Genomic DNA, 15,382 nt, shown 5'->3' on the forward strand with positions numbered 1-15,382 from the left:
CTCCTGAGTATCTCAGTAATGGTCATTGATGATGAACAGCCGGCACTGGAGCAGATGCAGGAGCTGCTGCTCCAGTGTGAGGGCATATCCTCTGTTCTGGCTTACGATAATCCGCATGAAGCCTTCACGGCCGCCGCTGAGCTGAAGCCGGATATTCTGTTCCTGGACATCCAGATGCCGGAGCTGTCCGGGCTTGCTTTTGCCGAGAAGCTGCTGCCGTTATCACCGGACACCGACATCGTATTCGTAACCGCCTACCGGAATTATGCCGTTGAAGCCTTCGACCTGTCTGCGGTGGATTATCTGCTGAAGCCGGTGGACCCCTCGCGCCTGCTGAGGACCTGGAACAAGCTGCTCAGCAAGCGTAAGATCTCCGTAACCGACGGGACAGGGAATGGACAGACGTCCTTCCGTCTGCTCGGGAACTATGAATTGACCAGTCCTCAGGGCACCGTGAAATGGAGAACGCACAAGGCGCAGGAGCTGTTCGCTTATCTGTGGATTCACCGGCTGGGCAGTGTCAGCCTGATTCTGAACGATGTGTTCCCCCAGTGGAATTATGAGAAGGGCAAGCAGTATCTGCACACCACCGTCTATCAGATCCGCAAAACGCTGAAAAAGGCGGGACTGGAGGACAGCATTGAGCTGAGCTTCAACAGGGAGAACTACCGGCTGGAATCCCGCGGCATTGAGGGTGACACCGAGCAGTTCCATGAGGCCGCCACACTGGCGCTGCAGAGTAATCAGCCCGAAGACATGCGCAGGGCCGCTGCCCTGTATACAGGCGATCTGCTGCAATCGCTGGACAGTCTATGGGTATATGCCACACGCGATAAATACCGCCGTCTGTATCTCAAGCTGCTGGAGCAGCTGACCATCGAATTAATTCAGGCTGGCCGGCCCTATGAGGCCGAGGATTATGCGGTGCGGCTGACCGAGCTGGAGCCGCTGGAGGAGAGCTATACCCTGCGGCTGATCTCCATCTATTACGAGATCGGCAAGCCGCTGCGTGCCCAGCGCAGATACACCCAATTCCGCAATTCCTACATTGCGGAGACAGGCGATGATTTGCCGGACTGGTTCACCGAGGAATATGAACGGCTGGGCAGATAAGCGGACCGGGACAGCCAGGCTGTCCGTGTGCTGCTGTCAGGCACGCCGCCGACCGGCGGAAGCCCGAAGAGACACCCCCTCATTTGCCGGGAAGGTGTCTCTTGGCGTGCAATTTTTCGATATTTTATGGCAATGTTCGACGTTTATCAGCGTTTTATCAGTGATTTATCAGTGACAATTGTTACCATTGCTCATATACACTAGCATTTGTGCACAAGAATGCAAACAATTAGGGCAATGGGGGATGTAACATGAATAGAAGATTCCGCTTCAAACAGGCTGTCAGACGCATCAAGATACTTCCGCTGATGTTATCCATGATCCGCGAGGTAACCGTGGATAATACCTCTCCTGCAATGCGCGTTGAGGTCACCACCGACAAAGAGGCTTATTCACCCGGCGAAGAGGTCACTGTGCAGGTACATTTGCGGGATTTCGCTGCCAATGACTGCGGCTACAGCTATTTCAACTTCATTGTTCAATATGACAGCGATGTCTTCAGCAACCTAGAGTATACGCGGCATTCAATCTATAAGGAAGGCAGCTATACCGCCGGTGACGAAGTGAATAACCGGGCCGGGTTCAATTTCCAGAGCCCCGTTGACGGCAGCATCTATCTCGGAATGAATACAAGCATACGCGGAATCGATATCCAGGTCGAAGCGGACGGAGGACAACATTCCATCCCGGCAGTGAACCAGACTCTGGTTACCTTCAAGCTGCGGGTCAAAGAGCACACCCTGGCCTCCTCCTCATTGATCAGCCTGGCCAATGAATTCACCCGCATCCGCACCTCTGAGGCCGGCAACAGCTTCTACCTCTACTCCCCCGATGTGACGGTCAGCGCTCCGGCACGGGTGGATATCACTGTGTCCCCTTCCGTCTCCGTCTTCTCGGCACGAACACCTGACAACCATCTGTTGTAGCAGATATTCTACATAACCAGATCCGCTTACTTCCTCCCTCCGGTTGGCAGCCGTCTATACTTCCTGTACTATATGGCTGTATACATACTCAGAAAGCAGGTGGATGCAATGCTGCATTCAGACATTATAAAGTTACGGGCAACGGCACTGGAAGATCTCGACTTTGTCCTGTCTGCCGAAGGGAACGAGCTAAACCGCAGGTTCGTTGGACAGTGGAGCAGGGAGCAGCACGCTGCAGCCTTGGCGGACGAAGATATCAGGCATCTCATTGTCGAGGGTCCGGCGCAGGAACGGGTGGGGTACGTAATCCTCACGGGAATTCAGGACCCGAACCTCACAGTCTGCATCCAACGCCTTGTCATTCAGACCAAGGGCTGCGGCTATGGAACATTAACACTGAAGCTGCTGATCCATTGGGCATTCGCCCATACGGACACTCACCGGCTGTGGCTAGACGTTAAAGACCACAATGTCAGAGCACAACATGTCTACGCCAAAGCCGGCTTCGAGCTGGAAGGTACCCTGCGCGAATGCCTGCGGACGGAGGAGGGATTCGAGTCCATCCAGATCATGTCCATCCTGCGCCATGAATTACGTACGGATGACTCTCTCTGCCAGCCTGACAGATAGATAGGGGGATGCAGCTCGAGCCATGAGGGGCAAATGTGTTCGGTTTTCCGCATACATTGGCCCTACGCGCCGTCCCTGGTTCCATTGTGTTCGGTTTTCCGCATACATTGGCCCTACGCCCCGTCCCTGGTTCCATTGTGTTCGGTTTTCCGCATACATTTGGACCACTAGCCCACTTAGCTGTGAATGTGTTCGGTTTTTCGCACACATCTGGACCACTCGCCCACGTAGCTGCCAATGTGTTCGGTTTTTCGCACACATCTGGACCACTCGCCCACGTAGCTGCCAATGTGTTCGGTTTTTTGCATACATTTGGCCCACGCGCCGCTCCTGCCCCATTGTGTTCGGTTTTCCGCATACATTCGCCCCAGTTACCTGCCTGCCGCCCATTCGTAAGCGCACTTTTCCACGGGTAGACGTAACTCACAATTCCCTGCACACACAAAAAGACCAAGCCCACGTCAGAGCCGTTCGGGGCTTGATCTCCGTTATTCCATTTTACGTTTAAGCGTGGGCTTCAATCGGCTTCACCAGCCGGCTGCGGTCAAAAATCACTGCCGTCACATGCTTGCGCGCATCCGCTGTGAGCAGCAGCAGCTCCACCGGCTCTCCAGCCGGCTCACTGCGGATGAAGATAACTCTGGCACCGTCCAGATCCTCATATATTCCGGCAACAGTATAACCCTGCCCGAACAGACTGTCGATCTGCCGGCGCTCCTCCTCGAACTCTGCGAATGCTGACATCTCAGACCACTCCTCCGCTTATTTCTGCTGCGGCCGGCGCGGCCTGCCCCGCCCCGAAGCGCTTGCGGTGCAGATACTTGCCCCGGCCTGCGGCTCCGACGAACACCTTGTCGCGGATCACGAATTCCCCCCGGCTCAGCACAGACACCGGCTCCCCCTTAACCTTCATGCCCTCAAACGCATTGTAATCCACATTCATATGATGGGTCTCCGCCGACAGAACCCGCTCTGCCGCCGGATCGAAGATCACGATATCCGCATCGCTGCCGACAGCGATGGTCCCCTTCTGCGGGAACAGGCCGAACAGCCTGGCGCTTGAAGTAGAGATGATATCCACGAACCGGTTCAGTGTAATCCGCCCCTGCTCCACCCCCTCGGAGTAGAGCAGGCTGAACCGGTCTTCGATCGTCGGCCCTCCGTTCGGAATCTTCGAGAAATCGCCCCGCCCCAGCTCCTTCTGGCCCTTGAAGTTGAATGAGCACTGGTCGGAGCCGATGGTCTGCAGCGTGCCGCTCCAGAGCGCATCCCACAGCACCTCCTGGTTCCATGCCTCGCGCAGCGGAGGCGACCAGACATACTTGGCCCCTTCAAAGTCAGGCTGCTCAAGCGCCGTCACATCAAGCGACAGATACTGCGGGCAGGTCTCGCCGTAGACGCGCAGCCCTTTTTTGCGGGCTTCGCCAATCTTCCACACCGCCTCGGCGCAGGTGACATGCACCACATAGAGCTGCGAATCGGTCAGCCCGGTCAGATAGGCCGCCCGGCCCGTTGCTTCGCCTTCCAGCTCAGGGGGACGGGTCAGGGCATGATACACCGGATCAGTGTTCCCTGCGGCGAGCGCCTGGTCGACCAGATACTCAATCACATCGCCGTTCTCGGCGTGGACCATCACCAGCGCCCCTTCGCGCTTCGCCGCCAGCAGCGTCTTGTACAGTACGCCGTCATCGGCCTGGAATGTATTTTTGTAGGCCATAAATACCTTCAGTGAGGTGATGCCCTCCTGCTCAATAATCTGCGGCAGCTCACCCAGCACCTGGTCATTCAGCTCCGAGACCATCAGGTGGAAGCTGTAGTCGATCACCGCTTTGTCCTGCGACTTGTTATGCCAAGTGTCTACGGCCTGCTGAAGCGGCTGGCCCTTCTGGGTCAGGCAGAAGTCGATCACCGTGGTCGTCCCGCCATAGGCAGCGGCGATGGTGCCGGTCTCGAAGTCGTCTGCTGTCACCGTCCCGCCAAAGGGCATATCCAGATGGGTGTGCGGGTCAATCCCGCCAGGGAACACATAACAGCCGGAAGCATCGATTATCTCCGCCCCGGCTGTATCCAGCTGAAGACCCAGCCCCGTAATGATACCATCCTCAATCAGGACATCCCCGCTGTACGTATCGGCCGCTGTAACAATAATCCCGTTCTTGATAAGCTTCTTCATCTTATCCCACCTCCACTTCCGAATAGGAGCTGCTTAGTCCGCTGATTACCTGATTGCGCTGATTCCAGCTCATCGGGGCCGCCCCGCTGTCCACAGCAACCATATCAATGGCACCGTCTGCCGGGCAGACAATGGAACACAGGTTACAGCCTACACAATCCTCTTCGCGTACCTGCAGAATGGCCTTACCCGCTGCATCCGTCAGCATATCGATGCATTGATGTGAGGCGTCCTCACAGGCGATATGGCATTTATTGCAGTTGATGCAGTTCTCCTCGTTGATCCGTGCAACCACTTTGTAATTCAGGTCAAGATCGCCCCAGTTGGAATATCTGGGCACCGATTTGCCAATTAGCTCCGTTACCGACGCCAGCCCCTTCTCATCCAGGTAATGGTTCAGGCCGTCGATCATCTCTTCAACAATCCGGAAGCCGTGATGCATCACCGCCGTGCAGACCTGAATTCCAGTGGAGCCCATCAGCATGAACTCCACGACATCCTGCCAGGTGGAGATGCCGCCGATGCCGGAGATCGGTACGCCGACTTCACGGTCACGGGCACATTCCGCCACCATGCTGAGGGCAATCGGCTTGACCGCCGGACCGCAGTAGCCGCCGTGCGCCCCCTGTCCGCCGACATGCGGAATCGTGTTCCAGGTATGGATATCCACCCCGGCCAGACTGTTGATCGTATTGATCAGGCTGATCGCATCGGCTCCGCCCTTGACCGCATGACGGGCAACAACGGTAATGTCGGTGATATTCGGCGTCAGCTTCACGATGACCGGCGTCTCTGCCACCTCCTTGACCCAGGCTGTCTGCGCCTGCACCAGATCCGGCTGCTGGCCGGACGCCGCGCCCATCCCACGCTCAGCCATGCCATGCGGACAGCCGAAGTTCAGCTCCAGGCCGTCTACGCCGACAGCCTCGACACGTTTGACGATCTCGTGCCACTTCTCCCGCTTCGGCTCCACCATCAGGGAAGCGATGATTGTCCGGTCCGGGAATCTTTTCTTCGTCTCGGCGATTTCCTTCAGGTTGACTTCCAGCGGCCGGTCAGTGATCAGCTCAATATTATTGAAGCCTGCAACACGCTGCCCGTTAAAATGAACGGCGGCGAACCGGGAGGAGGTGTTGATTACCGGCTCGCCGAGCGTCTTCCACACCGCGCCTCCCCAGCCCGCCTCGAAGGCGCGCTGCACCTGATAGCCTGTATTCGTAGGCGGCGCCGAGGCCAGCCAGAACGGGTTCGGTGACTGAATGCCTGCAAAATCAATACGGAGATCTGCCATTGCCATTCCCTCCCTTTTCTATGAAGTCAAGTTATACAGCCGAATCAGCTACATGCCGGAGACGCCCGGACAATTGCTCTGCAATGGCATAGGCGGCAGCCTTGCCCTGCTGTGCGGCGGAGACGACCATCGCCTCCCCCGCGCCTGCGCCGAATACAATATCTCCGGCAGCATAGATCTGCGGATCAGAGGTGCGGCCGGTCTTCGCGTCAATCTCCACCACACCCCGGCGGTGGGCCAGTCCCAGCGCCTCTATCAGCTCCAGCCGCCGCTGCTGGCCGATGGCGATCACCACGGCATCCACCGGCAGCAGGAATTCCGAGCCCTCCACCGGCACCGGAGCCGGGCGTCCGTCCGGCCCGGCTGCGCCGCTCAGCCTCATCTGCACGCACTCCAGGGCTGCGACCTTGCCCTGCTCATCGCCAATAATGCGCTTCGGCAAAGTCAGCCAGCTGAATTCTACGCCCTCCTGCTTGGCGAATTCATATTCAAAATCATACGCCGTCATCTCGGCGCGGGTCCGGCGGTAAACCATCTTCACGTTCGCTGCGCCAAGCCGCACCGAGCAGGTAGCCGCATCGATCGCTGTATTACCTGCCCCGATGACTGCCACCCGCCGGCCGGACAGCTCCGGCGCTACTTGTCCCGGCTTGGTGGACCCGACCAGCTCGATCGCATCGTAGACACCGGACAGGCTCTCGCCCTCAATGCCCAGCGGAGGCACGCTCCCCATCCCCGCAGCGAGCACAATGGCATCATATTCCTCCTTCAGCTCGGCTATAGAGATATCCGTGCCGACCTTCACGCCCGTGCGGATCTCTACGCCCAGCTTCTCCACCTGCTCCACCTCCCAGAGGGAGATGGACTGCGGCAGCCGGAACGAGACAATGCCGTGTGTATTCAGCCCTCCGGCCAGCGGCTTCGCTTCATAGATTACTGTCTTGAAGCCTGCGCGCGCCAGCTCCCTTGCCGCCGACAGGCCAGCCGGACCGCCGCCGATCACCGCAACCTTCCTCCCGTTAGGCTCGCCGGCCTGGAACAGCTGAATGCCGCTGCGGACCGCCCAGTCGGTGGCATACCGCTGCAGCAGGCCGATCTGAATCGGCGCGGAAGCCTCGTTCAGGACACAGGCCCCCTCGCAGAGCTCCTCTGTCGGGCAGACCCGGGCGCAGCTCGCGCCTACAGGATTGGAGTCCATAATCGTCTGCGCCGAGCCTCTCAGATTGTCGGTAGCGATTCTTCGGATGAAGGAAGGAATATTGATGCCGGTCGGGCAGGCCTTGATGCAGGGCGCATCATAACAGTACAGGCAGCGGTTGGATTCCTCGATAGCCCCTTTGCGGGTAAGTCCCGGTTCGGCTTCGGCGAAATTGTGCAGGATCAAATCGGGTGTATCTGTCATTGCCGGTGAGGTCAGCTCCATGGGTGTACCCTCCTTCTGGATGAACGTTTTCCGCTCTCGATTAGCCATAGTGTAATATAACATAACATTATTCTTGAGATTTCCTGAATATTTCACTTACTTCCAACGATTATTGTAGTAAAATAAACACCAAAGCCAACAAAAGCGCTAATCACACTCCAGTTAAAGTTAAGTTTCCTGACATTTTATATTCAAAACTATAGTCAATTCGTCTTGGGGTTACATTAGACAGATTGTCTAATTTCAAAAGTCTATTTTTTACCCGGTGCGCCAGGAGCGTCCGGGACCGACTATAAATGGGGGGAAGCTTATGGACTGGGAGCTAGTATTAACGATCCGCGATGCGCTGAAACGGCCGCTCTTCGCAGAAGCTGAGCTGATTGGGGGCCGCAGCGGCCTGAACCGGGCGGTCCGCTGGGTACATGTGCTGGAGAGCCCGAGCCTGGAGAGTCTGATTCACGGGGAGGAGATGATTCTGACCACCGGCATGGGCGCAAGCCGGGATACAGCCGCCGCCTGCTCCTTCATGCAGAATCTGATCGACCGGAACGCCGCCTGCCTGTGCATTGAGCTGGGGACCTATTTCAGCGAGATTCCGCAGGAGATGATCAGCCTGGCCAACCGGCATGACTTTCCTCTGATCCAGTTCACCCGTACGGTGCGTTTTGTCGATATTACCCTCGATCTGCATTCCCTGATTATCAACCGCCATCACCGGATGCTGCAGGAGCTGGAGAGCATCTCCCGTGAATTCCACCGGCTGACTCTGACCTCGCAGGGAACCCTTAAGGTTCTGCAATTATTATGCAAAAGCACCCGCACCCAGATCGTCTATGTGCAGCCCCAGAGCAAGCCCCTCTTCTTCCCGGCCTTGCCGCCCGGTGAGCAGCAGCCGCTGCTGGAGGCCTTCGCAGCCTTCCGCGAAGAGATGGAAGGAGTGCAGCCTGAGGCTGCCCCCCAGCTCCGCGAATATGGCCATCGAACCATGGCGGTGAAGCCGGTGGGCGCTCTGGACCAGACCTGGGCTTATATCCTGATGGTCTGCCCGCACAAGCCGCAGGAATTCGATTGCCTGCTGCTGGATTCCGCCTCCCTGTCGATCGCGCAGGAGCTGCTGCGGACACGGTATATGGAGGAGCGGAAGCTTTTCTCGGAGAATCTGTGGGTGGAGGAGCTGGTCGGAGGGCGCAGCCAGGATGACAACCGGCTCAAGGGGCTGATCGGACCCGACTTCAATCTGGTCAATGAGCTGCCCTACCGTGTATGCCTGATCGAGATTGAGAATCCCCCTGAAGTGAAGTGGAACAGCCCGGAGAACGACTGGGAATCGATTACCTTCCACCTCTCGCTTCTGCTGCGCTCAATCTTCGAGAAGCACTCGCTCCGCCCGCTCATTACCCTGAAGAACAACCGCCTGACCGTCATTGCGCTGGACATCCAGTCACGGGTGCCCGGCAAGCTGCGCCTGCAGCAGGCGCTGGACGCCCTGCAGCATATCCGTGCCGACGAGAAGCTGAAGGATCTGCAGCTCGTTACCGGCGTCAGCAAGGCCCACCGGGGGCTGAAGCACGCCCATGCCGCATACCAGGAGGCAGTCCAGGCGCTGTCGCTCTACTCTTGTTACCAGAAGCCGATTCTCATGTATGAGGAGCTGGGCGTCTTCCAGCTGCTGCTGAGCCTGAATGACGGCCGGACGCTGGAGAGCTTCATCCGCAGCTACCTCGGCCCGCTGATTGACCACGACGAGGCGAAGGGCAGCGAGCTGCTGCTGACACTGCGCGTGTATCTGGACCATGACGGCTCCAAGCAGATTGCCGCGCGCAGCCTGTTCATCGTGCGGCAATCGCTCTACTACCGGCTGGACAAAATCACCGAGCTGCTGGGCGAGGACTTCATGCTGCCGGAGAACCGGATCTCCATCCAGGTCGCCCTGCGGGCCTACCAGCTTCTCTACCCGGAGAAGCTCACTCTGCCCAGCGCCCGTTCAGCACAGCTGTGAGGGTATCAATAATGAACTGGATATCCTCATCGGTGGAGGATAACGGCGGGGCGAGGGTGAGCACATTATTGTAGCCCGCCACCGTATCCCCGTTCTTGCCGATGATCAGCCCCTTGGCCCGGCAATCGGCAATAATGCCCTTGATGATGCTGAGCGGGGCGGGCTGCCGGGAGGCCCGGTCCGCCACCAGCTCAATGCCCAGCACCAGCCCGAAGCTGCGGATGTCGCCTACCAGCTTGTGGCTGAGGAGACCGGCGAGGGCATCTGTCAGCCGCCTGCCCAGCACAGCGGCCCGTTCAACCAGCTTCTCCTGCTCCATAATCTCCAGGTTGCAGAGGGCGAGCGCACAAGCGGCCGGGTTGCCGCCGAAGGTATTCACATGGCGGAAGTGGCCGTAGTCATCGCTGTTATCCTTGAATGCCTCGTAGATCTCCCTCCGCACGGCAGTAGCCGACAGGGGCAGATAAGCGCTGGTCAACCCTTTGGCCATCGTGACAATATCGGGCTTCACTCCGAAATTGTGGTGCCCGAAGCGGCGGCCGGACCGCCCGAAGCCGCAGATAACCTCGTCGATGATCAGCAGCACGCCGTGGGTACGGCAGATCTCCTGGACCCGGTCCATATAGACCTGATGCGGGACAATGACGCCGCCGCCGGTAATCACCGGCTCCATAATGACCGCCGCCACCGACTCGGCCCCTTCCCAGATGATCATATCCTCAATTGCCTGCGCACACTGCAGGTTGAAGGCCTCCTCCGGCATCCCCTCCGGACGGCGGTAGCTGTCGGGGGGCGCCACATGCAGGAACCCGCTGCCCAGCGGCTCATACCGGTATTTGCGCTGCGGCTGTCCGGTCGCGGACAGCGCGCCCAGCGAGCTTCCGTGATACCCCCGGTAGCGGGCAATGAACTTATGGCGGTCCGGCTGCCCGGTCTGGCGGTGGTACTGGCGGGCGATTTTGAAGGCTGCTTCATTGGCCTCCGAGCCGCTGTTGGAGAAGAAGATCACATAGTCGCCCTCCAGCCATTCATTCAGCTTCGCGGCTAGAGCAATGGCTGGCATGTGGCTCTGGGTCAGCGGGAAATACGGCAGGGTCAGGAGCTGCTGATATGCTGCCTCTGCCAGCTCCTTGCGGCCGTAGCCGACATTCACACACCACAGGCCGGACATCCCGTCCAAAAACCGGTTGCCGTCTATATCCGTTACCCATGATCCGCTGGCTGCAGCGGCAATCATCGGCGGGTTCTTCTCGCTATAAGGGGTCATGTTATGCCACAAATACTGCTGGTCCTGCTTAAGCGCCAGCTCGCTGTCTTGGCCCAGGCTCTGCACAGCCCTCGCTCCTCTCGGCACTCGCCTCATATTTAGTAACGCGCGGTAATCATTTTCTTGCGGGTATAGAACTCCACGCCGTCGCGGCCATTCGCATGAAGATCGCCATAGAACGACTTCTTGTAGCCAGAGAAAGGGAAAAACGCCATCGGGGCAGGCACGCCCAGATTCACTCCCAGCATCCCGGCATCCACCTCCTCGCGGAACTGGCGGATCGCACTGGCACTGTCGGTATAGATACAGGCTCCATTGGCAAAAGACGACCGGTTCGTCACTTCAATCGCCTCCGCCAGATTCTTCACCCGCACCACCGACAGCAGCGGTGCGAAGATCTCGTCGCGCCAGATCGCCATTCCCGTGTGTACGCGGTCGAAGATCGTAGGCCCGAGGAAGAATCCGCCGCCCGCCGCCGCTGCGGCCTTCCGGCCGTCCAGCACCAGCTCCGCGTTCTCGGCCAGTCCCGACTCAATATAGGCAATCGTCCGGTCCTTGCTCGCCTGGCGGATGACCGGCCCCAGGAAGACGCCGTCTTCCCTGCCGTCCCCGATCTTCAGCCCGCGGGCCGCCTCGGCCAGCCGGCCCACCAGCTCATCCGCCACCGCCTCATGCACCACTACGACAGCGCAGGCCATGCAGCGCTCCCCGGCCGAGCCGAAGGCGGCGGAGATAATGTTCTTCACCGCATTGTCCAGATCGGCATCCGGCAATACAATGGAATGATTCTTCGCTCCGGCCAGCGCCTGAACCCGCTTGCCGTGCGCCGTTCCCTGCTTATACACATATTCCGCCACCGGCTGCGATCCGACGAAGGAGACCGCCTTCACCGCTTCGTGGGCCAGCAGGCCGTCCACCACCTCATGCGCCCCATGGACCACATTCAACACCCCCGGGGGGAAGCCCGCCTCCGCGAACAGCCCGGCCAGCCGGTTCGCCAGCAGCGGCGTCCGCTCGGAGGGCTTCAGCACGAAGGTGTTGCCGCAGGCAATGGCCAACGGGAACATCCAGCAGGGCACCATCATCGGGAAGTTGAACGGGGCGATCCCGCCCACCACCCCCAGCGGATAGCGGTACATGCCGGACTCAACGCCTGTGGCGATATCCGGCAATTGGCTGCCCATCATCAGCGAAGGAATGCCGGCGGCGAACTCCACGCATTCGATGCCGCGCTGCACCTCGCCCAGCGCTTCCTCCAGGCTCTTGCCGTTCTCCAGCGTAATCAGCTCCGCCAGCTCCCTCCAGTGCTGCACCAGCAGCTGCTGGTACTGGAAGAAGTAGCGGGCCCGGCGGGGAACCGCCACTTTGGACCATAAGGGATAAGCCCCGGCAGCCGCCAGAGCCGCTGCATCCAGCTCCTCCCGGCTGGAGAGCGGCACATGGGCAATCACCTCACCCGTCGCCGGGTTGAACACCTCCTCCTGCCGGCCGGAGCGGGACTCCACCCAGGCCCCGTTCACATAATTCTTCACTTGCATAGCCTGCCCGGTGAGCAGTGGCATCGCCTGCACCCCTTTCCCTCGTCTGGCCGCCTCTTAACAGAGATGACCGCCTTACCCTGGCGGCCATCTCTGTCAATTATGAAGCAACGCCGTTATTTCGCCGCCATCTCCACAATCTCATTCGTATACGCCTCATCCACCTTGGCGGCGGTCTTGATCACACCGAACTTCAGCGCGATGTCCGCCGTCTGCTGGAAGGCTGCCGCATCGGTATAACCCAGCTTGGAAGCATCGAAGCCCTCCGGCTGAATCAGCTTGGCGACCTCCTTCATCATGGTCAGCTGGTGCTCTCTCGTTGTACTTCCCGCTTCGGCAAGCTTCATCACACTGTCCACCGCCGCTTCCGGGTCAGCAATCGCATCCGCCCAGCCCTTCAGGGAAGCGCGGACGAACTTGGCGGCCGTCTCCTTATTGCCCTCCAGCCACTCCTTGTTCGCGAACAGATTGTCTTCGAGCATCGCCACTCCCTCATCATTCATATCAATGACGCTCAGCTCCTCCGGCTTGACGCCCGACTCCAGCACGACCTGATATTCGTTATAGGTCATAGCCGAAGCTGCATCCAGCTCGCCGCCGAGGAACTGGTCCATCGTGAAGCCCTGCTTGGTGAAGTTCAGATCCTTGCCCGAATCCAGCTTGTATTTGTCAAACAGCGCCAGCAGCTCGAATTCATTGCCGCCCATCCAGTTGCCGACCTTCTTGCCCTTCAGGTCCGCCGGGGTAGTGATGCCCGCCTCCTTCTTGGATACCAGCACCAGCCCGCTCTTCTGGAAAATCTGGGCGATCTGCACCAGCGGCATCTCCTGCTCCTGGCTGGTCAAGAGGCTCGCCACCCAGTCTACGCCGATGTCTGCCGTTCCGCCCGCCACCTGCTGCTCAGGCACGATATCCGGCCCGCCGGGCAGAATCTCGACCTTCAGCCCTTCGTCGGCATAATATCCTTTGTCCTGCGCCAGGAAGTAGCCGGCGAATTGCGCCTGCGGCACCCATTTCAGCTGCAGCTTCACCGTCACCGGCTCAGCTGCCGGTTCACTGGTTGCCGCCGCTTCCGGCGAGGCTGTGGCCGCATTGCCCCCACCCGCCTCTGCCGCCGGGCTGCCTGCGTTATTATTGCCGCCGCAGCCTGCAAGCAGCGGGAGCAGCATCAGCACCGCCGCCACCCATAGCCTGATGCGCACCTTGCCCTGTCTACCTTGTCTCATCGCAACTCCCCCTGCCACTCTAGTTTTGGTAATCGGCCCTGCACAGCATGGTTATTGATGCTCTTCTATGCATAACTCCCGGCATTACGCACGCCGGGAAGGATGCCACTTGATAAATACCTTCTCCAGCCGTTCAACGGCCAGGTAGAAGATCACTCCCGCAATGGCCGCAAGCACGATGCAGGACCAGCCGAGCGGCATCTTCGCCACCTTGATGGAGTTCGAGAGCAGATAGCCTAGCCCCCGCGAGGAGAAGAAGAATTCCCCGACAATCGCTCCGATCATACTGGCAGTGGCGTTGATCTTCAGGGCAGTGAACACATAAGGCAGGCTGTTCTGTATCCGCAGATAGCGGAAGACCGCCGGCTTGCCTGCCGCATAGGAATGCATCAGGTCAAGCGCCAGCGGATCAACGGCAGACATGCCCTTGTAGGCATTGATCGCCATCGCCGCCATCGTGGTCGCGGTCACAATCGCGGCCCGCGAGCCGATGCCGTCCCCGAACCACAGGTTCATGATGGGGGCCAGTGCAACAATCGGCACGGCATTCAGCGCCGCCACCAGACTCAGGCTGCTTCCGCCCCAGCGGGGCCAGGCGGTAGCGGCCAGAGCGATAAGGAAGCCGCAGGCTGAGCCGATCAGCATCCCGATCACCGCTTCAGCGAGAGTATAGCCGGTGTAGGAGAGCAGCAGGCTGATGTTGTCACGCATCGCTTCAGCAATGGCAGACGGCAGAGGAAGCTGATATTTCTTCAGCCCGAAGATGCCATGGAAGACCTGCTTCTCCCACAGGAGCAGGAAGAGGATCCCCGCCAGCAGAGGCAGAGCGACTCCGCGGTTTAACCATTTCAGAGATATGCCCAAGCTACCGTTACGCTCATTTTCTGGTGCAACAATGTTGTTAGAGGATGTCTTTGACAGGGAATCCGCCTCTTTGCCGCCGGAAGCAGCATACGGAATCTCCCGGGCAGGATGGCTCTCCATCAGCGCTCGCCTCCTTGGGAGCGGAATTCCGGCTGCCATGGGGCGGCCAGCCGTTCCAGCAGACTCATCAGTCCATAGCTGGCGATCCCGAGCAGAGCGCCGACCAGAACCGTAGACCAGAACATATACGCATGGGAGGGACCGTAGTAGAGATTGCGCAGCATGATGACGCCGATCCCCCGCTGCGCGCCCATCAGCTCAACGAGGATGGCACCGGTAACCGCCAGCGGTGCAGCGATCTTCAGCCCGCTGAACAGTGCCGGAAGCGAGGCCGGAAGCCGCAGCTTCCAGTATACCGTCCACGGCCTTGCGGCGTAGGAATGCATCAGCTCCAGAGCAGAGGGGTCCACACTGCGCAGACCGCGCAGCATATTCAGTGCTACAGGGAAGAAGGTAATATAGCCGGAGATGATAATTCTCGATACCTGCTCATCGCGCACAATACCGTAAATAATCGGCGCAAGCCCCAGAATGGGAATCATCTGCGAAGCTACCGCATAAGGGAAGGCGAGCTGCTCTATCGTACGCGACAGGCTCATCAGCACCGCCAGAAGCACCCCGGCGAAGGCACCGATCAGGAAGCCGGCCCCGGCATTGCCGAAGGTTGCTCCCCCTTCCCGGAAGAGCGTGCCGCTGTACATCCAGAGCGTGGCGGCTACCTCATGGACATAAGGCAGCTTGGACTGGGCCAGCGGCGTCCGGGCCACATGCAGCAGCCACCAGGAGGCCGCCTCCCACAGGATCAGCAGACCGGAGACCCAGACGAACAGCGGCAGCGCACGCCTGAGCATCACCGCACGGTTCAGCTTCAT

Annotated in this window: 13 protein-coding genes; 4 read left to right on the forward strand and 9 right to left on the reverse strand. The window is 59.2% G+C overall.

Translation table 11 applies throughout. The annotated features are described in order from the left end of the window. Positions 1-18: 18 nt before the first annotated feature. From MHI24_RS14420 to MHI24_RS14430, 3 genes are all read left to right on the forward strand, one after another. On the forward strand, positions 19-1,113 hold the full coding sequence (locus MHI24_RS14420; RefSeq protein WP_340026278.1) for a response regulator: 1,095 nt from the start codon (positions 19-21) through the stop codon (positions 1,111-1,113). 251 nt (positions 1,114-1,364) lie between these two features. Then, a complete protein-coding gene (locus MHI24_RS14425; RefSeq protein WP_340026279.1) occupies positions 1,365-2,039 on the forward strand; it encodes a hypothetical protein in 675 nt (224 codons plus the stop codon). A 108-nt stretch (positions 2,040-2,147) separates the two neighbouring features. Then, entirely contained in the window at positions 2,148-2,669 is a 522-nt protein-coding gene (locus MHI24_RS14430) for a GNAT family N-acetyltransferase (protein WP_340026280.1), read from the forward strand. 504 nt (positions 2,670-3,173) lie between these two features. Here the strand turns inward: MHI24_RS14430 and MHI24_RS14435 are convergent. Genes MHI24_RS14435 through MHI24_RS14450 form a run of 4 tightly spaced genes read right to left on the reverse strand, consistent with a single transcriptional unit; the run spans position 3,174 to position 7,556 of the window. Then, positions 3,174-3,413 carry a hypothetical protein gene (locus tag MHI24_RS14435; RefSeq protein WP_340026281.1) on the reverse strand — a complete coding sequence of 80 codons (240 nt, stop codon included), beginning with the start codon at positions 3,411-3,413 and terminating at the stop codon, positions 3,174-3,176. 1 nt (position 3,414) lies between these two features. Further along, positions 3,415-4,842 (reverse strand): dihydropyrimidinase, encoded by a 1,428-nt coding sequence (gene hydA, locus MHI24_RS14440; RefSeq protein ID WP_340026282.1) that lies wholly within the window; start codon positions 4,840-4,842, stop codon positions 3,415-3,417. 1 nt (position 4,843) lies between these two features. Next, on the reverse strand, positions 4,844-6,133 hold the full coding sequence (preA, locus tag MHI24_RS14445; protein ID WP_340026283.1) for an NAD-dependent dihydropyrimidine dehydrogenase subunit PreA: 1,290 nt from the start codon (positions 6,131-6,133) through the stop codon (positions 4,844-4,846). A gap of 31 nt (positions 6,134-6,164) precedes the next feature. Continuing rightward, positions 6,165-7,556 (reverse strand): NAD(P)-dependent oxidoreductase, encoded by a 1,392-nt coding sequence (locus MHI24_RS14450; RefSeq protein ID WP_340026284.1) that lies wholly within the window; start codon positions 7,554-7,556, stop codon positions 6,165-6,167. 310 nt (positions 7,557-7,866) lie between these two features. On the opposite strand from MHI24_RS14450, the gene MHI24_RS14455 reads away from it, so the two are divergent. Further along, the gene (locus tag MHI24_RS14455) at positions 7,867-9,555 is read left to right on the forward strand and encodes a PucR family transcriptional regulator ligand-binding domain-containing protein (protein WP_340026285.1); all 1,689 of its coding nucleotides are present in this window, start codon (positions 7,867-7,869) and stop codon (positions 9,553-9,555) included. On the opposite strand, the gene MHI24_RS14460 is transcribed toward MHI24_RS14455, so the two are convergent. The 5 genes from MHI24_RS14460 to MHI24_RS14480 all read right to left on the reverse strand — a co-directional run bounded on the left by MHI24_RS14460 (position 9,521) and on the right by MHI24_RS14480 (position 15,382). Further along, positions 9,521-10,888 carry an aspartate aminotransferase family protein gene (locus tag MHI24_RS14460; protein ID WP_340026286.1) on the reverse strand — a complete coding sequence of 456 codons (1,368 nt, stop codon included), beginning with the start codon at positions 10,886-10,888 and terminating at the stop codon, positions 9,521-9,523. The genes MHI24_RS14455 and MHI24_RS14460 overlap by 35 nt on opposite strands. A 32-nt stretch (positions 10,889-10,920) precedes the next feature. Then, entirely contained in the window at positions 10,921-12,384 is a 1,464-nt protein-coding gene (locus MHI24_RS14465) for a CoA-acylating methylmalonate-semialdehyde dehydrogenase (protein WP_340026287.1), read from the reverse strand. 92 nt (positions 12,385-12,476) lie between these two features. Continuing rightward, entirely contained in the window at positions 12,477-13,586 is a 1,110-nt protein-coding gene (locus tag MHI24_RS14470) for an ABC transporter substrate-binding protein (protein WP_340026288.1), read from the reverse strand. A gap of 84 nt (positions 13,587-13,670) precedes the next feature. Then, positions 13,671-14,570, reverse strand: coding sequence for an ABC transporter permease (locus tag MHI24_RS14475; RefSeq protein WP_340026289.1), 900 nt, complete (start codon positions 14,568-14,570; stop codon positions 13,671-13,673). Then, complete coding sequence (locus MHI24_RS14480; RefSeq protein WP_340026290.1) at positions 14,570-15,382, reverse strand: ABC transporter permease; 813 nt, start codon at positions 15,380-15,382, stop codon at positions 14,570-14,572. The genes MHI24_RS14475 and MHI24_RS14480 overlap by 1 nt, the downstream gene beginning before the upstream one ends.

The sequence above is a fragment of the Paenibacillus sp. FSL K6-1096 genome (assembly GCF_037977055.1).
In the GTDB taxonomy this organism is placed as follows: domain Bacteria; phylum Bacillota; class Bacilli; order Paenibacillales; family Paenibacillaceae; genus Paenibacillus_AQ.